A 17,133-nucleotide genomic window follows, 5' to 3' on the forward strand; every position below is an offset into this window, starting at 1 on the left:
ATGAAAAAAAATCACGATATCATTATTATTGGCGGCGGAATTCTTGGAACATTCCACGCCTATCATGCATTAAAAAAAGGTAAAACCGTACTTCAGTTAGAGAAGGACAATTACCCAGTTAGCTCGACAGTTCGAAATTTTGGTCAAGTTGTCCCTTCTGGAATGGAAGACAAATGGTTTGAATATGGCAGAACGGCAACCAAGATTTATAAAGAAATACAGGCTGAATTTGACATTTCGGTAAGAAACAATGGCAGTCTTTACCTGGCATCAGATGATGATGAAGCTACATTGTTGCACGAACTTAAAAAACACTACGATGGTTTGAATTATGAAGCAGAGCTGATGAGTGCTGAACAGGTGCTGGCCAAACATCCCAACTTAAGGAAAGAGTATGTTAAGGAGGCACTTTTTTTCCCTACGGAAGTAAGTGTTGAGCCTAACTTAATGATAAGAAGACTGCAGCTATATATGTCGAAAAAATTCGACAACTATACCATTTATTACAATACACCAGTTGTGGGTTGCGATAGCGTTACTGACGGCATTACAGTTACCACTTCAAAGGGCGATGTTTTTGAAGGTTCAAAAGCTATTCTTTGCAATGGCTACGAATTTAAATTGTTATTCCCCGAATTGTTTCTCTCAAGTGGTATCGTGATTAGCAAATTGCAGATGATGCGTACGGTTCCTATGCCCCATATCAACTTAGAAGGAAATATTCTAACTGGCTTAACAACACGTAGATACGAAAGCTTTGAACACCATTGCCCTTCTTTTAAGAATATTACAACGCCTGCTCATTACCAAGAGCTTAGAGAATGGGGCATCCATATTCTTTTCAAAAAAGCCGCAGATGGTTCTTTTATCATCGGCGATAGCCATGAATATGCGCCAGTTACCAATTTTGACGATTTAGGCTTTGATCTGAAACAGTACGTTAACGAATTGATGCTGACTGAAGCACAAAGAATTGTTGATTTTGATGTAAGGCAAATACAGCATTACTGGGCTGGTTTTTATCCGCAACATCCTACAAAGCACATTGTGACATACGATTTAGACGACCGCATTCATATTAGAACTGCCATAGGCGGAAAAGGCATGACAGCTAGTGCTGGTTATGTCCAAGAAAGTATCAATGAAATTTTAAGCTAGTTATAGAACAGGCTGTATACAATATATTGCTCAAACTTAATCTGCTAATCCTCCCGTAATTGTAAAGACCATGGCAGAAATAGTTTTGAACATAGATAAAGTAATGCAAAAGCGCTATTTAATATTAAAAAACCGTACTTTGACTTGTTCAAAGTACGGTTACACCCTAAGCATGCATACTTAGAACTGTACCGAGGATGGGAAATTCTTAGAACCACTTCTTAAGTTTTTAGATATTTTAAATCATGATAATTCAAACCAAATCACCATTTAATTATTTAATAAAGCGAAATTCAGTTTTTTAAAATCACCAGCGTATTTGTTGCTATCTTTAGTCTTTTAAGCAAATCATCGTATGAATTTATCAGAAGGCTTATTGAAAGATGGCGAGTCGAAAAATGGCACAGAAAAAAATAAAGAAGTAAAGATTTTGTCTCAGGAAGGCAATGAAACAAATAAAGAAAAGGTGGTATGGGATTTAAAGGATGTTAAAGGAAAACTTCATTTAGCCTACGACAATAATTCGGAAATCGAAGTACTAAAAATACTAAAGGACAATACATTTCTGTTCTATGATCTTTTTACTAGAAAATATGCAGTACAGCCCATCTTTCATGAACTGAATTTCGGCGGTAATTTTCGCTGTGATTTTGCTTGGCTAAATGATAATTCCTCTGGTCCTGAATGGGTGTTAGTAGAAATAGAAAAACCAAGTTTACGTCTTTTTAAAAAAGATGGAAAACCAACAGCGGATCTTCAGGGAGCAATTGAACAGGTCAAAACTTGGGACCAATATTTCAGTCAAAACCATGGTGAGAAAAGAAGAATATTTGGGGCAGTTGCACAATTTCGATTTATTCTCGTTGCTGGAACTGCCGAAGAATGGAAAACTGAGCATGCACAAAAATGGCGGGTACATCATCATCAAACCTCCAATATACAGATACGTTCGATGCAGACTTTCTTCGATGCACTCGACGTTCTTGAAAAACACCCTGAAGAATTTTGGAGCTTTGAAGAAACCCCAAGAACTTTATCCCATTCTAGGCTTGAGAGTTACTGGAAAAACTACGACTACATGGCAAATTGGAGAAAGATTTTGGATTAAATTTTTCTTTTTTAGCCTTTCAAAAAAGGCCTTATGCTGAGGACCGACACCCTATTTTGTATCAGTTTTAAATTAGTATCTTAGCCTTAAACACTTTTACCAACTTAACTACCAATCATATCATTGAGAGAAACCTGAACGCAACCTCTGCAAATTAACCCTTAAACCTCCTTCTTTAATGCCAATAGAAACAAACTATATCCTTACAGTCGGCAATAAACTACACTTTGAGGAAAAAATTATCGTACAAGTAGGAACAATCGTGAACTTTTGGGCACACGTCCTACCCGATTACCAATACTTTGATATAGCAGAAAGGATTGATTTCCAAGTCTACTTTCCTTTTGAAACGCCTAAAGGATTTCCAAATAAGATAAGATCCAGCCGTATTTCTGGTTTTGATCCTCGCTATTACTTTCGGATAGGACAAGGAGTTGCACGAGAAACCGGAGAATATAAATTTGGGATCAGGGCTACCGATGGTCCCAGAGAGCTGTTTGATGAAGATCCTTTTCTAATTATAATCTAAAATGCCCTTTCCAATACACATTATTACTTCAGAATCTGATCTATTGAACGATATCGCAACGTCCATACTTCCGTTGAACACCGTGCAAAAAGAGTTTATATTCCAGATAGCCGATTTGGATCAGCAAAAGAAAGGCTTCGATTTTAAAAGAGAAGCCTACACAAACGATGAAATCCATCAATGGCTCTCCGATTACAGAAGCAAACAAGGTTATTGCCCTTTTGTAATCCTTGTCATTTCCAAACCACTATCGGGCAAACTTGCCAACCTTTTTGGCAGTAAATCGAATGATGGGCTGGCCTGGTTTACCACTGAAACATTCGAACGCGGAACAGGGCAGTTTATCTTTGATCGGATAAGATTTTGCAGGTATTACTTTACAAGGTACGTATTGAGTTTTGTTAACCAGGATATCGCAAGTCATCAGACCAATACCTGTATGTTCGACAATAAAATATCTAAACGAGATCTGCTACTCTCTTACAGTACAGGAAAGCTCTGCGATAATTGTCGCCGTCAACTCAGTAGCTCTCCCAACTACACAGTAGCAGTTGGAGCCGCCATAGATAAACTTCTACATGTTGTGAGTAATCAAATGCCATTGGCCTTGGTCATGAAAGGCGGAGGGGTTAAAGGGCTTGCTTTAGTAGGAGCATTGAAGGAACTAGAAAAATATTTCTCCTTCAATACTTTTGCAGGAACCTCAGCTGGAGCAATTGCCGCTGCATTGTTGGCTGCTGGCTATTCTCCTTCCGAACTTGAACATATCCTACGAGAAAAAGAATTTAGCGAATTTAAAAATGGCTTCTTTACAAGATTTTGGAACGGCATAACCAAAAATGGACTTCACTCAGGCAAACATTTCCGCGAGTGGATTGACGAGCTAATTGTCGAAAAACTACCTAACCAGGTCTCGAATGTAAAGATGAAAGACTTACCGCACAGAGCAATCCTGTACGCTTCTTGGTCGCGAGGCGAGACACTGAAATTTGATAGTAAAGGGACACGTAACGAAACAGATGTAGCTTTCGCAACCAGATGTTCTATGTCAATACCATTGTTCTTTACTCCCGTTGAATTAGAGGGGAAAAAAGTATATGATGGAGGGCTTGGTAATAATTTTCCTCTTCGAAGATTTATGGCTGACAATAACCAATCCCTATTCATAGGTCTTTATCTTAAGCCGGAAAAATCCGCCGATAAAATTAAATCTGATCTGATAGATATCGTAACCGATTCGGACGAGCGAGAGATTGTCGATGCAAACTTGGACCGTATTGTCATTATCGATCCCTCCCCTATTAAAACGACGCAGTTTTCATTGACTGATTACCAAAAGGAATTTCTCCTTTCAGCTGGAAAGGTAGGAGCTCTTGAATACTTGTTGAAACATCATCAGGATATAAATGTAGATCTAGCATCACTGTCCAAGGAGAAGGAGAAAGTGAAACGCATGCGCAAGAATATCACAGATGCAAACAAAAAAGATATAGATGCTCACCAAACTGAATTAGGGATATCTAAATAGCGGAAAACCGAAGTTAGCGATAGATATAAAGACCCTTAAAACCATCGAAATGAGCGCTTTATACCAAAAAAAGCAGCTTTTCGAATATCCACCAATTTAATCACCTTTGGATGACCATTTTATTAATCCATCGATATATTCTTGCGAAAAGTTGTTACATACGATTGCGACACTGTATCTAGCTCTAGTCAAAGCCACATAAAATTTTGCGATATCGAATGCGTTTTTATGTTTTATATTGCCAGACTTATCTTTGACCTCTTTAGAGAGCCTTCCATCACACAAATATTTTGAGATAGTTTCGGTGGGATATATTAGTACCCGATCAAATCCCAATCCTTTGCAATTCCCGTAATTCCACTCTGGTTCAATTGCAAGCTGGTGTCTTAATACCACTGGATTGTATTTAACCCGATAAGCATCAATATCACCACTGCTTACAAGGAACACCCCATTGTGGGTACTGGAACTACTTCTACATTCAATGCAGTCGCATGGAATGCTTGGCTCAAGCAATGGATACAATTTTGACGAAAAGCTGCATATCTCAGCATTGTTCCTATGCGAACGACCCAGCGTGGTTTCATCAATAGTGCATTCCTTTGCACACTTATCGAGAATAAACTGTTTTATGTTACCATCTTTATAGTTATGATATTTCTTTTCGTTATGAGTAAGATAGGTAACTTGCCGTGGATCTCCGACCAGTGTCGTATTTATTTTGCTTTTAAAAAGTAACTTCAGAAATTCTAAATCGTTTCCAGCAAGATCCTGAACCTCATCTACGAAGACATAATTATATATGCGTTCAAGTCTATCCACCACCTTTCCTTTTGATTGCGTATTGCATTTAACAACAAATTTTGCAAGTTTATCGGAATACAACTTATCACTTTTTGAAAAGTAGTGCTTCTGAAAATCTTTTTCTTCGGTAAAGGGCACAGAGATACCCTGCTTATTTACGTAGTTTATTCCTGATGCTCCGTTAACTAACAGCATTCCTTTAATATGTCCGTCAAAAATAGTTCCTTGATATGGTCGTACTCCATGTTGAAGTAGGAAGGAAAACCAGGTCTGGATAGTAATATTAATCGGAATAGAACCATTGATGTCATAAAACTTCTTTTTAATCTCTTGCTCGTTAGCTTCTGTATAAGTTGTGATAAGTACGTTCCCATGAGACACTTTTAATGCCTCGCGAACTAAATAAGTCGTCTTACCAGACCCAGCAGCTGAAATTATCAGCTTGTTATTTTTCGATGGCATCCAGGATGTATTGAGGGAAAGTCAACTTTTCCTTTGTTTCAAAAATCTTCAGTGCACAATCGGTCTTGTTTGCCTTCATATACTCGTGAAGCTGATCTTCAGTTTTATTTTTCGTTCCCAAGATCCTATTGATGTTTTCTACGCCGTTTGACTTTAAAAACTTAGGCTCAAGCGTGTTATAGTTGAAAGGCTTATCAGCGATTTTTAGATCACCGACATCTACATTAACATCATAGCAAATCTTAATTCCTGGTTTGGAATTTACTCCCAAATAATCGGCATACTTAGCTTGGATTGCATCTGGCTTTCCATCATTATCTGTAACTACACTAACAGGTTTATTTATCTTTTCTGCAATCTGTAAAAACCTTAGAAAACTTGTTCCGACCGAAATCACATCCACTTGATCCTGTATAGGTAAACGGCCACCATTACTGTCCATATATGCACGTTGCACAAGCAGTTCATCGCAATCGCCCTCGACTAGAATTGCTTTTTTGCAAAGGATCAGCCTCAAGGTATCATATCCGGGTATCTTTTCAAAGAAGTCCTGTGTTGTAGAAGGAAGGTCTTTTAACCTCACAGACTTCCTATTTTCTACTATTATCAAATTTTCCAGGCCCAACTTATTTGCAACAAAACTACTATGGGTTGAAATCAGAATCTGCTTATCACTACACTTATCATGAATATTTCTGATCAATTGGTTTAGCCTAGAGTGTGACAAATGGTTCTCTGGCTCCTCTAAAAGGATGATGTTCGCTTCCTTTGACTTTTTATGTTCAAGAGCAAGTTTTGTTTTGATGATCGATTGTTCACCCTTTCCTATGTGGTGGAATGGAATATCTTCAACCGAGGTTAGAAAGCTTGCTTCCCAGGCATCTTTAGAAGAAAGATCAACAGTTAGTTTTATATTTTTATTATTGACCTCATCTTTTGCTAAGCCATTGATGATATTATTGACATTGACCACAGATGTGTCCTGAATAAAAGCAGCCTGCAATCTTCTATGGGCATGTGCCAATCCATTACGGTCCTTCTCGTCTAAGTGGTTTTTAATGATATGTGAGATATAAACGTCAGAACCATTCTTATAGCGATTTGAGCTAGAATCTATTAGAGCTGATTTAATAGGAATCTTCCTTGGAGTGATAGATTCTCTAGCGCAAGTTGTCCAGTCTACTTCGTAGAACTCAATTGGTAAGGCCGCAATTCCACCATCCTTTACGTAGTCATTATATTCTCCTCTAAATTTTTCAGCTAAAGCAATTTTGAAACAGATCCCACACTCGCTTCTTTTCGTGCTGTTATCATCTCCTTCAAAAAAAGGAAGATCATTTCCACCAATAAAAACCTCGATCGATATTTCAGGGGGCGGAAGTGGCTTATTCGTGTCCAAGCTATCGAGATATTCATGGACAGAATCATAATTAAAGAAATATTCTGATAGATCATTCTTAAAATATCTTCCGTTGGAAAGTCCAGACAAAGCAAGATGGATTGCCTCCAAGATTGTTGATTTACCAGTGCCATTATTTCCAACAATAATGTTGAGCCCCTTATTTAAATTCAAACAGAATGGTTCACGAAAGGATTTAAAGTTTTTTATAATGACTTTACTAATGTACATGATTGCGTTTTTGTGTTATAAGCTCACATATAAACAACAATCTTTTCGTCATCCAAGTAGCTTATAATCTATTATTTGTACAAAGTAGCATTTTTTTATTTTTTCTCAAAAATAGGTATAGAGATAAAGTAGTTAACATTACTGGAGGATGATTAGATATAATTCTATTCAACATCTGTTAGCTTGTTCTATGTGCTTTAACGGTTCGTTTAAATACCTTTACGATCATAAACCGTTAACCTTTCATGAAAACAACAATCTTATTAGCAGCAATTTTATCCAGCTGCAATCTTTTCTCCCAAACGCTCACCATTACTTCGGGAAAGAACCGTATTGTAACGGATGCTAAAGACTTTGCTTCGGTACAGTCAAGTTTCTTTGAAAGCGACTCGATGATCTTCACCTTAAATGATGGAAAGACTGGAAAGGACTCGGTTATTTGCTACATATTGATTGCCTTAAAAAAGAGTGCAACCAGCAAACCGTTCTGGATCACTGCCAAGGACGATGTGGTCATTTCAGGTCTTAAGAAAATTGATCTTAAACAAAGCAAAATGGTGATCACCATCCGAAGAAAACACAATAAGGACAAGATTTTTATTGTAGATGTCTCATAGCTTCGCTTCCTGATAATTTATCGTTCAAACTGCGGTGTTTTTTGCCGACCAAAAAAGCAAGATTGCCCCGTCTGTCAAACCGTGGCTGATACCTGATATATCCACGTTCGATCAGGTCGTTCAAAGTTCGGTGATAGGTATTAAAGCCGCCGATTCGGCTGATCGCCATCAGTTCCGCCCTTTTGAAAATAATGGGCTGCTCGCCGCCCTCCCTCTCCAATATGAACAGCAGGGCCGCATACAGGCTGATATGTATCGGGGCGATCCGCGGGTCGGTCCCGGCATCCATCAAAAATATTGACAATAGACTTTGCTCCATTACCTTCACCTTCCCACCTTCACTTCATTCCTACCTTGTTTATGGGAAATCTTTAATGGTTTCCCCTGTGCACCATTAGCAGGTACCTCATCAAGCTTAGCATTGTACTTCCTTCCATCCCGGTAGAGCTGCAGCGTCCTTTTTAGCGGCTGTGCTTCCAATTGAAATTTGGTTGGATTACCCCGAACTTCTATTTCCACTTCTACCCTTTTTCCCTGCTGGATAGCTTCGATAAGGTGCTTTGCACTGCCACTGATTGGCCTCAAGTTGTCTAGCTCTTTCTCCATATCAAAATCAGGTACGTTGATCTTACGGACCACATAGTTCCCCTGTGCATCGCGATCGTTGAAATCTATCATCTGCCAGTTGTTGCTTCCAACATAAACAGATCTTCCACCGGCAAGTTCAGCGGCCTGCGAGCTGTTGATCCCATCATCTGCCGTAAACTTGAAATGTTCCAGTTTTGTACCGGATTGCCTGGCCAGCTCGAAGCTCTCCACGCACAATCTCCCCCTGTCATCGGGGGCGATGTTTAGGGAATACTTCAACATTTCGGTTTCGTTTTTGGAAACAAGCTGCTGGATGGTGAAGCTGCGCTGGCCTTCCGCTAGCTTGCCACCGAGCTGCTCACCAAGACCTGTAAAGCCCAGCCTATCGATCTGCTGTAGAAGTTGGCTGTTCTCCTCTTTCTGTACATCGCCCTGTAAAAGTTGTGAAATCCGGCGGCCCACCGATACCGAACGGTCAAAAAGCCTTCGCACCATTCTGACCAGTGGATTTGGATAGAGCTGCTTTACCAATTGTCGGCGGTGTCCGCGGACCATCTTTTTCATCAGCTTTTCATCCCTGCTCAGACTGGGGTATTTTCTGTCGAGCAGGCGGTTGTACATGCCAAGTTCTGCCAGTTTAAAATCACGCCCGTTGCGCACCTCTTGCGAAAAGGAGAAAAGTTCGTCAAAACGTTTCTTCCATTTGATTATCTCCTGGAATGCCGACTCTATCCTGTTGATCATCTTATTTCCATTTTAGGAGAGTGAGTTACCTCACCCTCCCCCTTGAACGTTGCTTTTTGCTGGCCACCTTTTGCTTTGTTGCGGGGTCATTTTTCTGACCGTTCTTATGTTCCTGTTTTGCAGGCGTAGCCGCTACTGCCTTTGTATCGGCTGTCTCCTGTTTCTGCGTCTGTGCTTCTGGTTTCATCTTATCCACCTGTAAAACTTCGGTGCTTGTTTCGTTCACTACCGCTCCAGGCTTGTTTTCACCGTTCTCCTGCTTATGGGCAGAAACTTCGGTTTCCGTTGGCTGGCTTTCGGACTTTACCGCTTCGCTACCATTTTCCATTCGCTGGCTCTGGTCAAGTTGCTCACCAGTCTGCTGCTTTTTATCGTTTTCGTTGGCCAGGAACTGTCTTTTCATGTTCTCGTCATACAGGTTGATACCGTTGTAGCGCGGGGCGGCCTCGATATAGCGTTTTTCCTCCCTGTCGCCGTACACGAAATTCACCATCTGAATAGTGCCGCGGCCCAAGTTTGCTGCCAGGTTTTCCCGTACTTTTTCTACTTCGATATTCTTGATCGGCAGCTTCTGGAGCGCTTTGTCCAGGTCGAAGTTGAACGCCCTTTTCATTTGGAAGTTCCCGTCATCGGTGGTCTTCTTAAAGTCGATGTAGGCCCATGCGTTATACGGTTCCTTGTCTTTGGAGATAAAGGTCTTGTTCACCGACCTTCCATCCATGAGGTTATAGGCCTCATGCATCGAAAAGGAATTACCATAGTACATCCCAAAATTCTGCTTGATGGCATTTTCCTGTCCCTCCTTCTGCAACTGCATGTCGAAGGAATTGAAGAAATAGTATTCCTTGTCCGAAAGCTCGGGCCTGTTCTTGCCCTTGGCAAAGTTTAGGGTAACGTGCACCTTGTCCTTGCCTATCATTGCCGAGTGCTCGATACTGAACTCCTCCTTGTCCTTCAACATCTTCTTTTCCAGCTCCTGTTGGCTGATCTCGCTGAAGCCGCTGTAGGCCAGCTGTTTTGCCAGGTAGTCAAAGTTCTCCTGATTGATTTCTGCATTGCTCATAATCCTGTTGTTTATTGGTGAATGAATGACCTGATGGCATGTACCACCAGGCTAATTTTTACGATCAGAAGGAAATCGATCTTTCAAGGTGCCTGTTGGCTACCTTGAGCTGAAGATGCCTTCCCCCGTTCTTTTCATTGAGCTGGATGACCAGATTCTTTTTGTCGGGAATCGTGAACTTTTCAAGGGCCACTACGATCACCTGTTTGGATGCCGTATGTACCACCGTGGTGTTCCCATGGATATGCAGGGGTGACTGTTCAAGCTCCTGGGATGCGGTACGTTTGCTTTTTTTCTGGTCTATGATAAAGAAGCGCAGCTGGTCAATGTCATAGGGGATCTTACTGTTGTTGGCAAGCTGAAGCTGGAAGTAAAGTACGCCCTCTCTGATGAACATACCCAACAATTGCAGTTGGATGCCCGATCTGGAACTGCTCGGACCCGAAAGGCTCCTGTTCTTTACCGAAACGAATTCCGATGCGGTCAGTATCTTCTCCTGGTTGTCCTTTGCGGCGGCAAAAATGGCCAGTGGCTCATAGCCCATTGGCTTGTCGGCCAGCTGAAGATTCAGACTGGTCGGCTGTGCCGAAAAATTCAGCATGAACGAATAGAGCGAACCGTCCGCGGTGATGACCGAAAGGTTGGTCTGCTGGAAACTGTCCTTTGCCGCCTTGAGCTGCAGGACATTCTCCACTCCCTTGGCCTTTTGTACGAGCACCTCTGAGCTGCCCCTGTCCACACTGCGTATGGCAAAGGGAAAGATCAGGTTCGTTGTTTTCTGTAGCGAGATGCCCAGGGGCAGTGGTTCGAGCCTCGATTTGCTGTCGGTCTGGAAGGTAGCCTGCTGGGCCCATCCCTGGATGGCAGTCATCACCAGGGCGATGGCAATCAATAATGTTTTTGTTTTCATCTGATTTTCGATTAATGTTTATACCTATTTGTTCTTTTGCTGTTTAAGGTCGAGCAGCATGACCTGATAGCCCGATTTGACCTGTACCTTTACCAGTTTGACCTTCTTGGAGAACAGGTTCTTGGAAATCTCGATGCCTGCGCTTGCCGCCTGGGCCCCGAAAGACGGATCAAAGGTGCTCAGCCCCAGGTTCTGAACGGACCTGTCGGCCCCCTGTTTGGCCACTTCCCTGCTGATGGCACCAGGGATATAGATGCCCTCCATGCCGTCCATGTCATACACGCCCAGTTCTACGGGAAATAACTGGGAAAGGTAGCGGATGCTTTCAATGCTCACCGTGAGGCGCTCGCCGCTCAAATTGGCCGTTCCATAGACAAACTGGTCCTTGGGCAAAAACGTGCCGTTGATGAACACCGGATCAAGGAGCCTGAGCTTCACCGTACTCCCATTGACCAGGGTCTGGCTCTGGTGCACCACTGCCCTGATCGCCCTTGATGCGGCATCTGCTGGTTGCTCGGAAACCTGATCTAGTCCAAAGAAGCCGTTGGAACCCATGGGAACACTTCCCCTTCTATCCGGAACAGCTAGTGTACTGACCGGATTATCTTCGCCCGGAAGCGAAACGGGATACACACTGCCGCGGTTGAGCTCAGAGGTCTTTTTGATGCGCTGCTGTACGCGTTCAGGATGCTGTAGGTCAAGGATGTTCTCCAGTACAGCATTGACCTGCTTCATCTGCGGGTCCTCGGCCGGCTGCTGGTCGTTCATCCGCTGCATCATTTCTTCCAGTCGCTGCATCTCGGCGTTGACCGGTGCCTGCTCGGTCTGGTACCTTGCCCTTGGTGAGGACACGACTTCGGGTGCCGCGGGTTCTTTGAGCGACTGTTGCAGGGCGGCCAATTTCTGGTAGAGCCTTTTTTCGTTGGGATCTTCCATCTGCCCGCTGGTCCCAGAGGCAACTTCCATCCTGCCAAATCTGTCGATGCCGCCCGCGTGCTGTCCGTCAAGTGCAGCCGTATCAAATCCCATCTGCGAATACGGATCGTTCTTCATCAGCTTGGCCCTTTCCATCTCCTGTTTTTCGGCCTGGGAATAAAAGCCCATCTTGTCGGCAGGTTCCTCGACGTTGTTTGCGCTGGGCACTTCCAGGTTCAGGCCCCTTTTCTGTTCGGCACCTTTTGCAGCGCCTCCACTTCCACCGCCCAGGGCCCAGAAGATCAGCGTGGCAAAGGGGAACACCAGCACCGGAAATACCAATAGCATCCGGCGCTTTCTGTCATTGTTGTTGTTTTGCTGTTTCATATTTTATCTTTTTAATGGTAACATGTTCAGTTCAAGCTCGGCAATCGTATCCATAATGCCGGGATGACGGGCCAGGATACTGTCCCGTGCTTTTCTACCCGAACTCGATTTTCCCAGACTGTCCATGATCCGGTGGAACCTTTCGATATGCTGTCGCGTATCCTCCATCTGAGCTCCTGTAACCGCTTTCTGAAGGACAGGTCTTTGGATATGTCCCAGATCGGGCGGATCGTAACCTATCGCACCGATCATCAGCCCGATAAGGTAGCCGCCCGTAAGAAGGGCCGTGATGGTCATGGCGACCTTGCGCTTTTTGGGCGGACTGGCTTCCCATTTTTTGCCCAGCCAATTGGAGAACTTGCGCATCCTGGCATTTTCGACAGGGCTGGTGCGAGGGGCACCAGAGGTTAATATTGTTTTTAGGAATCTGATCATGGCTGACGCTGTTTAATGTCCATATCGTTGTTTTCGATGACCTTCCAGTTTTCTATTAAAAAACCGTGCGGATTGTTGTCCGATCTGTTGACGTTGCGCAGTTCACCTTCGGTCACCAAACTCCTGAGCACGATACTGGTGCTCCTGGTGATCTCCAGTTTGCCGATGCAGCGGAACAGGTAGGGATGGCTCTCCAAATTGACCACTACGCTATCAATGCGCAGGATCTGGCTGACGTTGCCCGAAATGATGTTATTGTAATAGCCCTTTTCCTTCAGGTTATCATATTCGCGCTTGGCGCTGGCATCGGCCAGATACAGGGCCCTGCCGATACTTTCCCTGATCACCTTGTCGTCGGGATCAAGATTGAAGAACAGCTGGTGGAAGGTCCTGACATGGTCGCGTGCCTCTACGGGAACGTTCTCCCTTCGGTCGGAGGCCAATGCTTCCAGAGCCTTTCCACCTGCAAGCACATAGATCTTCTGCTGCATCTTGGCAACAAAGTCCAAGCTTTTGAAGATGGCAAGGCCGCAGATCGTACAACTGGCGATGATCGCCACAAGACTAAATGCCCTGATATGCCTGAAGGCCGTATCGATATTTTTTGCTTTTTTGAACATGGCTGCCGGTCTATTGGTTTCCTTTTAACTTGTCCTTGAAATAGGGGTCGCTGTTGCCGTCATTGGCCATATCGCCGGAAGGGTTCATCGAGCCCATCTTTGCAAAATCACCGGCCATGTTTCCTGCGCCCGAAACGATACTGCCCGTGGCTCCCCCTGCCATGCCCACCATTCCGCTGGTCGTGCCGCCAAAGGCACTGGTGATCTTCTGCTGAAGGGCACCACCACCGGCTGCATGTACGATATAGTTGGCAACGGTCGGTACGGTGAAATAGCCCACGATGCCGATCAGAAGGAAAATCAGGTAACCTGCGTCCGTTGCGCTAAAGAAGGTGTCCCCTGCCGAATCGATCTGTCGGATATCAAGACGGATCATGTTCTCCTGTATCTTGCCGATGACCGCACCGAAGATGTTGGCCACCGGCAGCCAAAGGAAGATGTTGATGTAACGTGCAAGCCAGACGGTCAGCGTATGCTGGAACCCATCGAATACCGCCAGTCCGAAAACCAGAGGTCCAAGTATGGCAAGGACGATCAACTGGAAGGTGCGCAGCGTATTGATGCACAGCGCAGCTGCCTGGAAGAGGATCTCGAGCACCTGGCTCATCCATCCCTTGATGGCATTTCGGAAACTGTACATAGCCTTTTCGGCGGCAAAGCGAACATCGTTGCCGATACCTTCTACCCAACCCTCTTTCTGGTCTCCATAGGTGTACTTGTACCATTTCTCCCTGCTGCCTTCCCCCTCTGGCCCCACGTACATCTGCCATTTCGAAGTCTGCTTCAAAGCCTCCTGCTTCTGCTTCATCAAAAGCTCGATCGCCCTGTTTGAACCTTCCACCATCGCCGCCGTTCCGCTCACCGTCGGTTTCATGACCCCGTTGATCACCCCGATCACCGTGGGGAAGAACAGGATGCAAAGTCCGATGGCAAACGGCCTTAGCAGGGGATAGAAATCGATCGGTTCGGCACTGGCCAGGTGTTTCCATACACGCGAGGCGATGTACCATAGTGCCCCGAAGCCCGCAATGCCCTGTCCAATACCTATCAGTTGGGAGCAAAGCGGCATCATTTCTTCATATAGCTGGTCGAGTACACTATGCAGCCCCCCGATCTCGTTTGCTATCTGTGCACTGGCTCCCATGGGTACCATCAAGCACGTTACTGCGATAGCGGCAGCAATCATCCTTCCCTTCATCACCGTCATTTTTTTTACCTGATCCCGTGCAGCCCTTTCAGGTTCTGCATGTCCGTCCTTTCCCTCTCACGCTGTAGCACCAGTCCCTTGGCCTGGTTGTTGAACCAGCGCAGGAACATCACCTTGTCCTGTATATCGGCATGTATGCCGTCGATGGCCTTCAGCCGCTCATCGTCGCTCATCCGCAACTGACCGGCCGTGACGATCATCGTCAGCTCCTCCAGGTTGCGCAGGCTCGCCTCAAATAGGCGCTGGTAGATTGCCGCCAGATATTTCAGTTCATTTTCATTCAGCAGGTCGGCCCTTGCAAAATGCGCATTTGCCGCCCTGAACTCCCTGACCAGCACCAGCTGGTACTGGATGATCTCTGCCACTCTTCGGTATTTGCGTACCTGCGGGCTTACCGCATATAGGCCATCCAAAAAAGTCTTGTGCAGTTTGAAATTTCCTTCTGAAATATCCTTCACTGTTCCATAGCCCTTACTGATAATCTGGTAGCCGCTCTTCAGGTCCGAGAGGATCTGTTTGAACTGGGCCAGTTTCTCGATGTTCAGGGCAAGCTGGGCAAGCTCATCGGCCTGAGCCCTGGCTTTTGTTCCGGCCGCAACCATTACGGCCACCAACATGGTCCACCATAGTTTTTTCATATCCTATTTCTTTTGTAAGTACCTGCCCGAATTTTCCATTTCCATCTTTTCGCGTTCCCTTAAGATCGCCAGTTGCACCGCTGCAATGCCAAAGCTCTCCATGACCTGGAAATTGGACTGCATCTGACCGTAGAGATCGTTGATCCGCTCGATGCGCTCATCGTCCGACATTTGCAGCCCACCTGGGGCCAGCACCGCTTCCAGTTCGCCGGAAAGGGCATCGCAGTCCTTGAGTATCTCTCCAAAGATCCTTTCGATGTAGGCCAGCTCGTTTGCCGTAAGTCTCCCTTTGCCGGCAAGGGCTCCCCTGTATTGCTTCTCGGCGCTGATGGTAGCGCGGTGCAGCAGCAAAATGTCCTTTGCCTTCGGATAGTTGCGCACTTGCGGATTGACCTGCCCCAACGAGGTAAAGAAGGCATCGTGAAGATCCAGTTCTCCCTTTGTGGCCTTGCTGATAAAATCCAGCCCGTCTTTTGCGATCACATAGGTTTTCTGCACATGTCCGATATAGACCTTTAGTGCGGCGATCTGCTCAAGCAGATAGCGCGTCTGTGTCTTTTTTTGGTTGAACAGCTCGTCCCAGAGCTGCGCCCTTGCACTGCCCGCCGAAACAAGGCAGGCCGCAAGTATGATCAAAATCTTTTTCATCTCCCTTTCATTTATTACCTCATCCCATAGAACCGTTTGATGTTTTCCCTGTCCGCTTCGGATGCAGCGCGTGTCAGGCTCAGCCTTACGTTCTCATTGTTGAATGCCCTCAGGTCGCTGTAGTTCTCCTCTACCCGGTCGGCCGCATCGTTGATCAGCTCCAGCCTTTGGGCATCGCCCATCTGGGTTTTGAAACTGTTCACGACCAGCAACAATTGATCAATATTCTTGATGGTCTCCCGAAGAATGCCCGCATAGACGCGCGACATGTACTCGATCTCGGCAACCGTAAAATGCCTATCGGCCTTTAGTAATGCCCAGGTGCGCTCAAATTCCTTTACCAGTTGTATCTGTCGCTGGGCCATCTCTGCGATCCTTTTGTAATAGCTGATCATCGCCTTGACCCTCCACAGTTCATCGAAATACTGTTGATACTGTTCCCGCTGTTTATCTGTCCACTCGCTGATCTCTCCGAGCTTGAGCTTGGACATGGCGTTCTCAATGGTCTTCTGCGCATTCTGTAGCCAAATGACCTTATTCTGCTGTCTTTGGATGGCAAGGTCTGCCGCCTTGATCGCCTTGATGGCTGCTGCCCTGATGAGTCCGAACAGCGGGAATGCCGCAGTGGCTGGCCGGGCAAGGATGCCCACAATGAGTATCGCGCAGCAGATGTTGATAATTAGCTTTTTCATGATGTTGGTTTTTATCTTATGATTCTTTTGGGGCGGTTGGATAGCTTTTCCTTAGGTGGGGCCATCGCATCGATGACCTGCCGGCAGGTCAGGATATTTTTCGGATCGATGATTTCCATTGTTTTGCGGCTGAGTTCCTGATGGTAGCGATCCCTTAGGCTGATATCCATTTGTGATATCACAAAGGCATTGCATGCACCCAGCCGCAGGGTGAAATCGCAGATGATCTTTTCGGTATCCGTGTGGCGGGCATAGGTGCTCAATATGATCTTTTCACCGATCCCCTTTTCTCTGCCCAGCATGGACTGGAAAAGATATTTCTCCAGACTTGGCCCCAAATCGTCCGAGTATCCCCCATTGGTCTGGAATGCTCCCTGCCAGCCTTTTGCCATCAGCTGGGCCGAAAGCGAGCTGACCTCCTTCAATAATTTTTCTATGTATTCCCTCATC

Annotated in this window: 19 protein-coding genes; 5 read left to right on the plus strand and 14 right to left on the minus strand. The window is 45.1% G+C overall.

Translation table 11 applies throughout. The features are described from left to right. The 4 genes from DUT70_RS07120 to DUT70_RS07135 all read left to right on the plus strand — a co-directional run bounded on the left by DUT70_RS07120 (position 1) and on the right by DUT70_RS07135 (position 4,323). Positions 1–1,158, plus strand: a complete 1,158-nt coding sequence (locus DUT70_RS07120; protein ID WP_113646642.1) for a TIGR03364 family FAD-dependent oxidoreductase — start codon at positions 1–3, stop codon at positions 1,156–1,158. 355 nt (positions 1,159–1,513) lie between these two features. Continuing rightward, positions 1,514–2,266, plus strand: coding sequence for a Shedu anti-phage system protein SduA domain-containing protein (locus tag DUT70_RS07125; RefSeq protein ID WP_205529758.1), 753 nt, complete (start codon positions 1,514–1,516; stop codon positions 2,264–2,266). Positions 2,267–2,444: 178 nt separating this feature from the next. Then, positions 2,445–2,795 (plus strand): hypothetical protein, encoded by a 351-nt coding sequence (locus tag DUT70_RS07130; RefSeq protein WP_113646643.1) that lies wholly within the window; start codon positions 2,445–2,447, stop codon positions 2,793–2,795. 1 nt (position 2,796) lies between these two features. Continuing rightward, complete coding sequence (locus DUT70_RS07135) at positions 2,797–4,323, plus strand: patatin-like phospholipase family protein (protein WP_113646644.1); 1,527 nt, start codon at positions 2,797–2,799, stop codon at positions 4,321–4,323. Positions 4,324–4,419: 96 nt separating this feature from the next. On the opposite strand, the gene DUT70_RS07140 is transcribed toward DUT70_RS07135, so the two are convergent. Together DUT70_RS07140 and DUT70_RS07145 are read right to left on the minus strand one after the other, a co-directional pair. Continuing rightward, a complete protein-coding gene (locus DUT70_RS07140; RefSeq protein ID WP_113646645.1) occupies positions 4,420–5,589 on the minus strand; it encodes a UvrD-helicase domain-containing protein in 1,170 nt (389 codons plus the stop codon). Further along, positions 5,573–7,219 (minus strand): ATP-dependent nuclease, encoded by a 1,647-nt coding sequence (locus DUT70_RS07145; protein WP_113646646.1) that lies wholly within the window; start codon positions 7,217–7,219, stop codon positions 5,573–5,575. Before DUT70_RS07145 ends, DUT70_RS07140 begins: the two co-directional genes overlap by 17 nt. Positions 7,220–7,464: 245 nt before the next feature. Here DUT70_RS07145 and DUT70_RS07150 point away from each other — a divergent pair, with 245 nt between their 5' ends. Next, positions 7,465–7,836: a hypothetical protein gene (locus DUT70_RS07150; RefSeq protein ID WP_113646647.1), complete on the plus strand. Its 372-nt coding sequence runs from the start codon at positions 7,465–7,467 to the stop codon at positions 7,834–7,836. Here the strand turns inward: DUT70_RS07150 and DUT70_RS21120 are convergent. The 12 genes from DUT70_RS21120 to DUT70_RS07210 form a co-directional block, all read right to left on the minus strand. After that, positions 7,817–8,155: a hypothetical protein gene (locus tag DUT70_RS21120; protein WP_128353326.1), complete on the minus strand. Its 339-nt coding sequence runs from the start codon at positions 8,153–8,155 to the stop codon at positions 7,817–7,819. The genes DUT70_RS07150 and DUT70_RS21120 overlap by 20 nt on opposite strands. 5 nt (positions 8,156–8,160) lie before the next feature. Beyond that, on the minus strand, positions 8,161–9,168 hold the full coding sequence (locus tag DUT70_RS07160; RefSeq protein WP_113646649.1) for a hypothetical protein: 1,008 nt from the start codon (positions 9,166–9,168) through the stop codon (positions 8,161–8,163). A gap of 25 nt (positions 9,169–9,193) precedes the next feature. Next, on the minus strand, positions 9,194–10,231 hold the full coding sequence (locus DUT70_RS07165; RefSeq protein ID WP_113646650.1) for a hypothetical protein: 1,038 nt from the start codon (positions 10,229–10,231) through the stop codon (positions 9,194–9,196). A gap of 64 nt (positions 10,232–10,295) precedes the next feature. Further along, entirely contained in the window at positions 10,296–11,141 is an 846-nt protein-coding gene (gene traN, locus DUT70_RS07170; RefSeq protein WP_113646651.1) for a conjugative transposon protein TraN, read from the minus strand. A 24-nt stretch (positions 11,142–11,165) separates the two neighbouring features. After that, positions 11,166–12,443: a conjugative transposon protein TraM gene (gene traM, locus DUT70_RS07175; RefSeq protein ID WP_113646652.1), complete on the minus strand. Its 1,278-nt coding sequence runs from the start codon at positions 12,441–12,443 to the stop codon at positions 11,166–11,168. 3 nt (positions 12,444–12,446) lie between these two features. Next, positions 12,447–12,878 (minus strand): ferritin family protein, encoded by a 432-nt coding sequence (locus DUT70_RS07180; protein WP_113646653.1) that lies wholly within the window; start codon positions 12,876–12,878, stop codon positions 12,447–12,449. Further along, entirely contained in the window at positions 12,875–13,498 is a 624-nt protein-coding gene (gene traK, locus DUT70_RS07185; protein ID WP_113646654.1) for a conjugative transposon protein TraK, read from the minus strand. The genes DUT70_RS07180 and traK overlap by 4 nt, the downstream gene beginning before the upstream one ends. A gap of 10 nt (positions 13,499–13,508) precedes the next feature. Beyond that, complete coding sequence (gene traJ, locus DUT70_RS07190) at positions 13,509–14,705, minus strand: conjugative transposon protein TraJ (protein ID WP_317047812.1); 1,197 nt, start codon at positions 14,703–14,705, stop codon at positions 13,509–13,511. A gap of 5 nt (positions 14,706–14,710) precedes the next feature. Beyond that, positions 14,711–15,343, minus strand: coding sequence for a P-loop NTPase family protein (locus DUT70_RS07195; RefSeq protein WP_113646655.1), 633 nt, complete (start codon positions 15,341–15,343; stop codon positions 14,711–14,713). Between the two features lie 3 nt (positions 15,344–15,346). Beyond that, a complete protein-coding gene (locus tag DUT70_RS07200) occupies positions 15,347–15,991 on the minus strand; it encodes a hypothetical protein (RefSeq protein WP_113646656.1) in 645 nt (214 codons plus the stop codon). A gap of 14 nt (positions 15,992–16,005) precedes the next feature. Next, the gene (locus DUT70_RS07205; protein ID WP_113646657.1) at positions 16,006–16,683 is read right to left on the minus strand and encodes a conjugal transfer protein TraI; all 678 of its coding nucleotides are present in this window, start codon (positions 16,681–16,683) and stop codon (positions 16,006–16,008) included. An 11-nt stretch (positions 16,684–16,694) separates the two neighbouring features. Next, on the minus strand, positions 16,695–17,132 hold the full coding sequence (locus DUT70_RS07210; RefSeq protein WP_113646658.1) for a hypothetical protein: 438 nt from the start codon (positions 17,130–17,132) through the stop codon (positions 16,695–16,697). Between the last annotated feature and the right edge of the window lies 1 nt (position 17,133).

The sequence above is a fragment of the Pedobacter chitinilyticus genome (assembly GCF_003313385.1).
Lineage (GTDB): Bacteria > Bacteroidota > Bacteroidia > Sphingobacteriales > Sphingobacteriaceae > Pedobacter > Pedobacter chitinilyticus.